This is a genomic window from Caballeronia mineralivorans PML1(12), assembly GCF_001028175.1.
Taxonomy (GTDB): Bacteria; Pseudomonadota; Gammaproteobacteria; order Burkholderiales; family Burkholderiaceae; genus Caballeronia; species Caballeronia mineralivorans.
This window is the reverse complement of sequence record NZ_AEJF01000115.1, coordinates 38,002-47,024: the sequence shown is the minus strand read 5'-3', so window position 1 is coordinate 47,024 and position 9,023 is coordinate 38,002. Positions and strand designations below refer to the sequence as shown.

Annotated in this window: 6 protein-coding genes; 4 read left to right on the top strand and 2 right to left on the bottom strand. The window is 60.2% G+C overall.

The features are described from left to right. Nucleotides 1–510: 510 nt before the first annotated feature. Nucleotides 511–1,830 (bottom strand): substrate-binding domain-containing protein, encoded by a 1,320-nt coding sequence (locus tag EOS_RS17915; RefSeq protein ID WP_047848008.1) that lies wholly within the window; start codon nucleotides 1,828–1,830, stop codon nucleotides 511–513. A gap of 879 nt (nucleotides 1,831–2,709) precedes the next feature. On the opposite strand from EOS_RS17915, the gene gspD reads away from it, so the two are divergent. From gspD to gspF, 3 genes are read left to right on the top strand one after another with little or no spacing between them, the layout of a single operon-like run. Then, nucleotides 2,710–5,112: a type II secretion system secretin GspD gene (gene gspD / locus EOS_RS17910; RefSeq protein ID WP_047848007.1), complete on the top strand. Its 2,403-nt coding sequence runs from the start codon at nucleotides 2,710–2,712 to the stop codon at nucleotides 5,110–5,112. Further along, nucleotides 5,109–6,620, top strand: a complete 1,512-nt coding sequence (gspE, locus tag EOS_RS17905) for a type II secretion system ATPase GspE (protein ID WP_082163406.1) — start codon at nucleotides 5,109–5,111, stop codon at nucleotides 6,618–6,620. Before gspD ends, gspE begins: the two co-directional genes overlap by 4 nt. A 2-nt stretch (nucleotides 6,621–6,622) precedes the next feature. After that, nucleotides 6,623–7,840, top strand: coding sequence for a type II secretion system inner membrane protein GspF (gspF, locus tag EOS_RS17900; protein WP_047848006.1), 1,218 nt, complete (start codon nucleotides 6,623–6,625; stop codon nucleotides 7,838–7,840). Nucleotides 7,841–7,931: 91 nt separating this feature from the next. On the opposite strand, the gene EOS_RS17895 is transcribed toward gspF, so the two are convergent. Further along, nucleotides 7,932–8,366, bottom strand: a complete 435-nt coding sequence (locus EOS_RS17895; RefSeq protein WP_047848005.1) for a general secretion pathway protein GspC — start codon at nucleotides 8,364–8,366, stop codon at nucleotides 7,932–7,934. A gap of 170 nt (nucleotides 8,367–8,536) precedes the next feature. Here EOS_RS17895 and gspG point away from each other — a divergent pair, with 170 nt between their 5' ends. Continuing rightward, entirely contained in the window at nucleotides 8,537–8,992 is a 456-nt protein-coding gene (gene gspG / locus EOS_RS17890) for a type II secretion system major pseudopilin GspG (RefSeq protein WP_047848025.1), read from the top strand. Nucleotides 8,993–9,023: the final 31 nt, after the last annotated feature.

Sequence of the window (9,023 nt, the reverse complement as noted above, 5' to 3'; positions counted from 1 at the left end):
ACCTAACGCAACAAGGGACTTTTGGGCGCTGCGCAATTGATGCCTTGACGAGCGATGTGAGCTTTGGCGAATGCGTACTGACGGCTAACCTAGCGAAAGGTGAACGTCCATTAGGCGGCGCAGATTAGCGCCTTGTAGCATGGCGCCTATGCGCAATGCAAACTCGCCGGGCGATCCCGGTCGAGGTAATACCACGGCATAGGCACTGAGCGCGATCCGTGGGCGTTTCCGGGTTTCGGTTAGTGCCGTGTCGTGCGCGAATGCCTTTGCCAGGAAGGTAGGAACGGTGAGTCAATTCGGACTAGCTCAATTCGAGCTCTTAAGTGCTCCGGTTACCAGTGAACAGTAGATGGTTCGCGCTGCTAACCTCTGATGGACCCTGCGGAATGGGCGACGCCTGTTTCTATGTAGGATTTGGAACTGGTCGACTAGATCCGGCATAAAAGTTACGGCCCCGAAATGCAGGGCCGTAACGTAACTCTACAAAGGAAAGTTTCTACGGACTGCCGATCAGCGTCCCGTCACAGTTCCCGAGCAGACGGTCGTGTTGCCGATGTCGAGATTGAACGCACTTCCGTTACTCAGGAAGTCGTTGTTGATCGCAGTCACAAAACTCGACGGCACCGTATCGAAGCCATTGCCGTGAAGGATCGCGGCGTGGCTTGCGTAGTGCAGGTTCAGGAAGTCCACCACCGCCAGCGCGGGAGTCGGGCTGTTGGACCCTGCGTTCGCATAGCACTGGCTGACGATGATCTGGCTCGTTCCTGAGACAGGGTAGCCCGCCGTCGGATTGCTGGCGTTCGGCACCCAGTTGGTCGGCACCTTGGCAAGCAGTTTAGTACCCGGAGCCGCAACCGTCCCGACTGCAGTCGTCGCATTCCCGAACGTCGGAAGCACGTCGTTCGCGTTGCCGGTACCCGTCAGGTGCGAGTTAGCCAGACTGGCTACCGACAGGTTGTTGGTCTGAGCAGGTGTGCTGGAAGGAGCCAGGAACGTATTCGTGAAGTCCGGGCTCAGATAGCCGATTGCGGCGGTGGTGGTAGTTTTGAAACCAACCAGCGCGGCAGCTACGCCGCCGCTGCCCGTTGCAGACACAAAGTTGCTCGGCGGCGTCGACGACGGGAACAGGCTTGCGAAGCTCTGCGTTTCCGTGAACGAAACGGTAGAGGCGGTGTTCGTCGTATTGCAGACCTGATGAAGGTGGGCCGTCAACAGGTCTGACGTGCCACTGGCGTCCGCGCGATAGACGACCGTGATTGCGCCAGCGGGATAGAACGACGAGATGCCGTTCGTGGCGGTGGCGTCAGGATTACGTACATTACTCCAGTTCGCGATCTTCCCAGAGAAAATCCCGCACAGATCGTCGTCGTTCAGGGCGACGGTCGGCGTCGTGCTACCCGTGAATGCCGGACCCGTGCCCGTCGGCGCGTTCACGAGCGGAATCGTGATCGGCGTGACGATGTACGGGATTTGGATCAGCGGACCGTTGGTGACACCGAGGCCGCCGGTTGTCGTATAAGCCGACACCTGAGAGGCCAACAGCGGTGCGTCGCTGTTGGCGAAATCGACCGCGCCTGTGAGCCCCGTACCGAACTGCGTGTTGTCGTTTTTCAGGAAGGCGGTCTGACCTTTGCCAGAGCCAACGGAGAAGTACCGGGCCGTGCCGTCCGTGGACGGGAAGACCGAGATTTCCGAACCGATCGTCGGGGCGACCAGCGAAGAACCACCGCCGAGCAGGGCAGGAGCCGTTTGAGCCATGGCAGCCGAAGCGGCCAAAGCGGAGATAACAAGTGCTACAGCTTGACAGATCTTGCGCTTACTGGATTTCATGAGAATTCCTTCGAGCAAAGATTAACGGGAAGCCAGCTTTTGCAGTCACGTCAGTGCGTTGACTGCCCGATTAATTTAGACGGTATTTCGTTTTAGTCGTGTGAATTTTTGATAACCGAAGGTACCCAACATTTTGTGCTGTCGTTATCGAAAGAAGGGTGGAAATCAGTGGAAGCTTTATTGGAAAAGGCGTTGACGAGCTTTTGGTAATTGCAGGTGGCGTGTTGTGAGTAGGATTTATTAAAATATGCCGAGGTTGGAACACTTCAAAGCGATTCAGTCTTCCAGCCTCGCTGCTAAGGTCGTTGAGACAGATCGCTTGCGCACCGAACGCTGTGCATAGTTTTAGCTCAGACTCGTTAAACGACGCCCTTGCCCCGAATGCAGATTCGCTGCGTCGACAGTGCTATATGAAAGAAATTTGAATCAATGACGCTAATATAATTTAAGTCACTTTTGCGACAAAGTGTTCGTAGCATTTTTATGCATATACAAATAACGACACCGAATTACGGAATCCATGCGAGAGAGTGATTTTATAAAAAAATCTCCTATCAACGATGCCCGGTTTGTGAGCGAGAACTAACGAACGATGTTGTGTGAAATCGATTCAAGCTGGGTTTTGATGCGTAATCAAGGAGCGAATTCAGGATGAACGCCCCGCATTCAATGCGGCCGCAAAAATGGTACCCAACACCTGTCACACTTTTGATCCGGTCCGCTGCTTAGTCTTTGCCCGGCGAATCCGCCTGTGTCGAACGCAACGGGACGGATCAGCAAACCATACGCTGTCTTGCGGGGTGTGCTTCGGGTGATCGATGCACGCAGCAGGCGCGTCCGTCTCGGCCCGCCTGTCGTGCCGGCATCGAACCCAGGTCTATGACACGCACACGCTCCCGCTCCCGCCGTCATCATGTTGTCTGTGTGATGCTGGTCACCAGCCTACTGTCTGCGCAGATGGCACAAGCGCAGGTCAATCTTAGCTTTTCGAATGTCGATATCAGTCAGGTGGCGAAGGCGATTGGCGCGGCAACGGACACAACGATCATTGTCGACCCACGGGTCAAGGGGCAGCTCAACCTCGTGTCCGATAACCCGGTCAGCAAGGAGCGGGCGTTAAAGAGCCTTGAGGCCGCGCTGCGCATGCAGGGTTTCGCGCTTGTGAGAGACAACGGCATCCTCAAGGTGGTACCGGAGGCCGATGCAAAACTGCAGGGCGTGCCGACCTATGTCGGCAATACGCCGCAGGCGCATGGCGACAATGTGATCACGCAGGTTTTCCGGTTGAGAAACGAGTCAGCCACGAACCTCATGCCGGTGCTGCGTCCGCTCATCACGCCGAACAATGCTATCTCTGCGTACGCGAACGACAACACGCTTGTGGTCACCGACTACGCCGATAACGTGCGACGGATTGCTGCAATCATCGTGGGTATCGACTCAGGCTCTTCGCAAAAGATCGCGGTGGTTCCACTCAACCACGAAAGCGCAGTGGATCTCGCGCCGATCGTGCAGAAGATGCTCGACCCGAATGGCATCGGCAACACCGACGCCACGCTCAAGGTTTCGGTCACAGCCGACCCCCGCATCAACGCGCTGCTCTTGCGGGCGAGCGATCCCTCGCGGATCAAGGACGCGAAAGCGTTCATTGCCGAGCTCGACGCACCAACACGCGTGCCCGGAAACATGCACGTCGTGCGATTACAGAACGCCAGTGCTGTCGATCTTGCGAAGGTTCTGCGGGGCATGCTGGGACAGTCGGGGGGCACCGGTTCCGATTCGGATAAATCGGGCGCACAAAGTTTCGGTCAGGGCAACGGTGGGATTGGGGGAAGCAGCGGCACCAGTTCGTCGACCGGCACGCCTGGCTTACCGCCATTGCCGAGCGGCACGAGCGGGTCAGGTGGTCTTGGCGGCTCGGGCTCCGGGAGTGGTGCGTCGGGCAGCCAGGGCGGACTGATTGCTAGCGCGCGAGGGGGCGACAACGAGAACGGGGCGGGCGGCATGATCCAGGCTGATCCGGCGACGAATTCTCTTGTCATCACCGCGCCAGAGCCTGCATATCAGAACATTCGCAACGTGATCGATCAGCTCGACGCCCGGCGCTCGCAGGTCTATCTCGAAGCGATGATCGTTGAAATGAGCGCGACGTCGGCCGCGAATATCGGTGTGCAATGGCAGGGTGCGCTGCAGTCGAGCAACGGCAACAACGCACTTGTCGGCGGCACGAATTTCGCCACATCGACGAGCCAGGGCATCGTCAACCTGACGGCGCAAGGCCAGACGATAGGTCAGAACCTGTCGGCCGCAGCGACGACAACACTGCTGAACAACGGCGTCAACATCGGCCTGATTCACAACTTCGGAAAGTTCTTCGGGCTGGGCGCTCTCGTGCAGGCGCTGGCGACGTCGAGCAACGCGAACATCCTGTCCTCGCCGAACCTCATCACGCTCGACAATGAAGAGGCGAAGATCGTGGTGGGTTCGAACGTGCCGGTTGTAACCGGCTCATACGCGACGCCTACCGCTAACACGAGTACCGGCGTGAATGCTTTCAACACGTTTGACCGTCAGGACGTGGGCATCGTGCTGCATGTGAAGCCGCAGATCACCAAAGGTGGCGTGATCAAGATGCAGATCTATTCGGAGGATTCGTCGGTCGACCCGACATCCACGAACAATCCAGGCGGTGTGACGATCATCAAGCGCTCGGTGCAGTCGACCGTGCTGTCGGACGACGGCGAGATCATCGTGCTTGGCGGTCTGATTCAGGATAACTATTCGGACGGCAACAACAAGGTGCCGTTGCTGGGAGACCTCCCGCTTATCGGTTCGCTCTTCCGGGCTGAGAACAAGAACCGCACCAAGACCAACGTGATGGTGTTCCTGCGCCCGGTGATTGTGCGCGACAGCGGCACGAGTGCGAGCATTGCTGAAAATCGTTACGACCACCTTCGCCAGCAAACCAGTGACTTCCAGTCGGATAACCGGATTGAAAGCGATCACGATATCCCGATACTGCCTCCGGTTTCACCGGGGCCCAGACAGGGCGTGCCGGCAGCCCAGAGCATGTTCGACCTGAACAGGATGACGCGGCCAGATCCAGCCAGCGCGACGCCTGGCGCGGAAGGAGGGGACAACGGCGTGAGCGGTGTACTTCCCGCCGGTAACGGCGGTTCCGGCGGGGCGGGTGCAATACCGGCGAACCTGCCGCCGGCGCAGCCGACTGCGCCTGTCGCCGATTCTTCGCAACCTGCGGGCCCTGGACGGCAACAGCCATGACACCCGAAACGCCGGTCGTGAACGAACTCAACAGCATCAGCGGATCTCGGCCGACTGCGACAGCCGAAGCGTTGCGCATGTTGCCTTATGGCTTTGCGCGCGCGGGCCAGATCCTGATCATGAAGCAGCACGCGGACACGCTTGAAGTCTGGATCAGCGAACGCACGCCGGTGCCTGCGATCGCCGAAGTCGCGCGAAATTTTGGACGGCTCACGCTCGTACGCGTGCCGCCCGACGAACTCGCGCAAGCGATCAACACCGCATACTCGCGTCAGGACGGCGGCGCAGCGCAGGTCATCGGCGAAGTGGAAGGCGAAGTCGACCTGTCGCGCCTGATGCAGGACATTCCCGAGATCGAGGATCTGCTCGAGTCGGAAGACGACGCACCGATCATCCGCATGATCAATGCACTGCTCACGCAGGCGGCACGCGAAGGCGCGTCGGACATCCACATCGAACCGTTCGAAACGTCCTCCGTGGTGCGTTTTCGTGTCGATGGCACCTTGCGCGATGTCGTGCGCCCGAAGAAGGCACTGCACGGCGCGTTGATCTCGCGCATCAAGATCATGGCGCAGCTCGATATCGCCGAAAAACGGCTGCCGCAGGATGGCCGGATCACACTGCGCGTTGGCGGCCGTCCAGTCGATGTGCGCGTCTCGACGCTGCCGACCGGCCACGGCGAGCGCGCGGTGCTGCGTCTTCTGGAAAAGGATGCCGCGCGCCTGAACCTCGAAACGCTCGGCATGGCATCCGACACGCTTGCGAAGTTCGACACGCTGATAGGCCGTCCGCACGGGATCGTGCTGGTCACGGGCCCGACCGGTTCAGGCAAGACGACCACGTTGTATGCAGCGATGTCGAGGCTTGAAACGGCGACGACCAACATCATGACGGTCGAGGATCCGATCGAATATGACCTGACCGGCATCGGCCAGACGCAGGTCAACGAGCGCATCGGGATGAACTTCGCGCGCGCGTTGCGCTCGATCCTGCGGCAGGATCCGGACGTCATCATGATCGGTGAAATCCGCGACCTGGAAACCGCGCAGATCGCCGTGCAGGCGTCACTCACGGGCCACCTGGTGCTCGCCACGCTGCACACCAACGACGCCGCGTCGGCTGTCACTCGCCTGGCTGACATGGGGGTGGAGCCGTATCTGCTCGCGTCATCTCTGCTCGGCATCCTCGCGCAGCGGCTTGTGCGCCAGCTGTGCACGGCGTGCAAGGCGACCCGCATCGAACTGGGAGACGGGGCACAAGCGAAGTGGCATGCGGTGGGCTGCGAGAAATGCGGGCGCTCGGGTTATTCGGGACGACGTGGCGTCTATGAACTGCTGCTGATCGACGACGAGATCCGTCCGCTTATCCACCGCAATGCGGCTGATGCGGAAATTCTGGCTGCGGGCCGTGCGCAGGGCATGCGCACGCTGCGCGAGGATGCCAACCGGTGGCTTGCATCGGGGCTTACCTCGCTCGAAGAAGTGTTGCGCGTGACAGGCGGAGAATAACGATGCCGGCATTCCGTTTTGAAGCAATCGACCAGGCGGGCAAGACGAAAAAAGGCGTGCTCGACGCCGACAGCGCGCGTGGCGCGCGCAGCCAGTTGCGCACCCAGGGGCTGACGCCGATGATTGTCGAGGCGGCTGGCGCCCGCGCGCGCGGCACGCACTCGCAGCGGCTGGCCGCGAGCAAACGGCTCTCCCAACGTGAGCAGGCGATTCTGACACGCCAGATGGCGAGCCTGCTGATCGCGGGGCTGCCGCTCGATGAAACGCTCGCGGTGCTCAGCGAACAATCAGAGCGCGAATACATCCGTGAACTCATGGCAGCGATTCGCGGCGAGGTGCTTGGCGGCCATTCGTTTGCCAATGCGCTCACGCAGCACCCGAAGGATTTTCCGGAGATCTATCGGGCGCTGGTCGCCGCGGGCGAGCATACCGGCAAGCTCGGTCTCGTGCTGTCGCGCCTGGCCGACTACATTGAACAAAGCAACGCACTGAAGCAGAAGATCGTGCTTGCGTTTACCTATCCCGCGGTCGTCACGCTGATTGCGTTCGGCATCGTGACGTTCCTCCTGAGCTACGTGGTGCCGCAGGTCGTCAACGTCTTCGCCAGCACCAAGCAGCAATTGCCGTTTCTGACCATCATGATGATGGCGCTCTCGGGTTATGTACGTCACTGGTGGTGGGCAACGCTGATCGCGGTGGTCGTCGTGATCTGGTCCGTGCGGCAGATTCTCGCGCAGCCCGGCCCGCGCCTGGGGTTCGACCGGTGGGTACTGACCGCGCCACTCTTCGGCAAGCTGGTGCGTGGCTACAACACGGTGCGCTTTGCGAGCACGCTCGGCATTCTCACGGCCGCCGGTGTGCCGATTCTCCGGGCGCTTCAGGCGGCGGGCGAGACCCTTAGCAATCGCGCCATGCACGGCAATATCGAAGATGCGATCGTGCGCGTGCGCGAGGGCACCTCGCTCTCCAAAGCATTGGGCAACACGAAGACATTCCCACCCGTGCTGGTGCATCTGATCCGCTCAGGCGAGGCGACGGGCGACGTGACGACAATGCTTGACCGTGCGTCCGAAGGCGAGTCACGCGAGCTTGAACGCCGGACCATGTTTCTGACCAGTCTGCTCGAACCGTTGCTGATTCTCGCGATGGGTGGGGTGGTGCTGGTGATCGTGCTTGCAGTCATGATGCCGATCATCGAACTGAACAACCTGGTGCAGTGACGTGTCCGGCACGCAGGCAACAGTCAGGGTCCAGCGACACGCACCTGCGGTGTACGAGCCCGCGGTGCGTGCCTTGCCCGTGCGCGTACCGTTAGCGCACGAACGCACTTGGGTTTTGCACGGCCGGCAGGGTGATCTCGCGTTGCACGCCATTGCGCTCGACGACGATCGAGTGTGCGCGGACTTCGCTCAACGTAGTTGCATCGGCGACCTGGCCGTTGATGCGCACGACGTGTGCGGCCTCGTCTCCGACACTGACCACGGCCGCCGCATGATGAGGATCGAAGGACAGGATTCCCAGCAGTTGCACGGCGTCATGTTTGCCGTGATCAGGCTGCGCGCCGAACAGTGTCGCGCCGGCCGAGGCGTCGATGGAAGTCTGTGGCGCCGGACGGGCGAGCGCTGCGGGCGCCGGTGCGAGGAAAATCCAGGCCCACCAGGCGAGGACCGCAGCGAACAGGGCGATGGCCGCGACCGACGCGGGTACGGTCGGTGACTGGAATGATCGCAGGAAGGAACGAAGCATGGTGCGGGTCCGGTTAGGTGAGATTGAACGGGTCTGGATGCGGTTGAGTAACGTGCCATCGGACATTGAGCGATGCGCCGCGTCCGATGACACAGGTAGCGCGCGCGACGACGTATGGCGTTTTTTCATTTTCGGACGGGAAAGGTGAATCCATGATGACTGATTTGAACATGCCGGGTGTACATCATTTGGACTATCGATCACGATGTCGCGCGCAGCGAGGTTTTACGCTGATCGAAATCATGGTCGTGATAGCGATTCTCGGGATCCTGGCCGCGCTGATTGTGCCCAAGATCATGAGCCGGCCGGACGAGGCGCGGCGCGTTGCAGCGAAGCAGGACATCGGCACGATGATGCAGGCGCTCAACCTGTACCGGCTCGACAATGGACGCTATCCATCCGGCGACCAGGGGTTGCGTGCGCTCGTCGAAAAGCCGACGACCGACCCGATACCGAACAACTGGAAGGACGGTGGCTACCTTGAACGGATGCCAAGCGATCCGTGGGGCAATGCGTACCAGTATCTGAATCCGGGCGTGCACGGCGCGATCGATATATTCAGCTACGGCGCAGACGGCAAGGCGGGCGGGGAGGGCAACGATGCGGACATTGGCTCGTGGCAATAGTAGCGATGCGTGGTCGCGGGGATGGCATGGA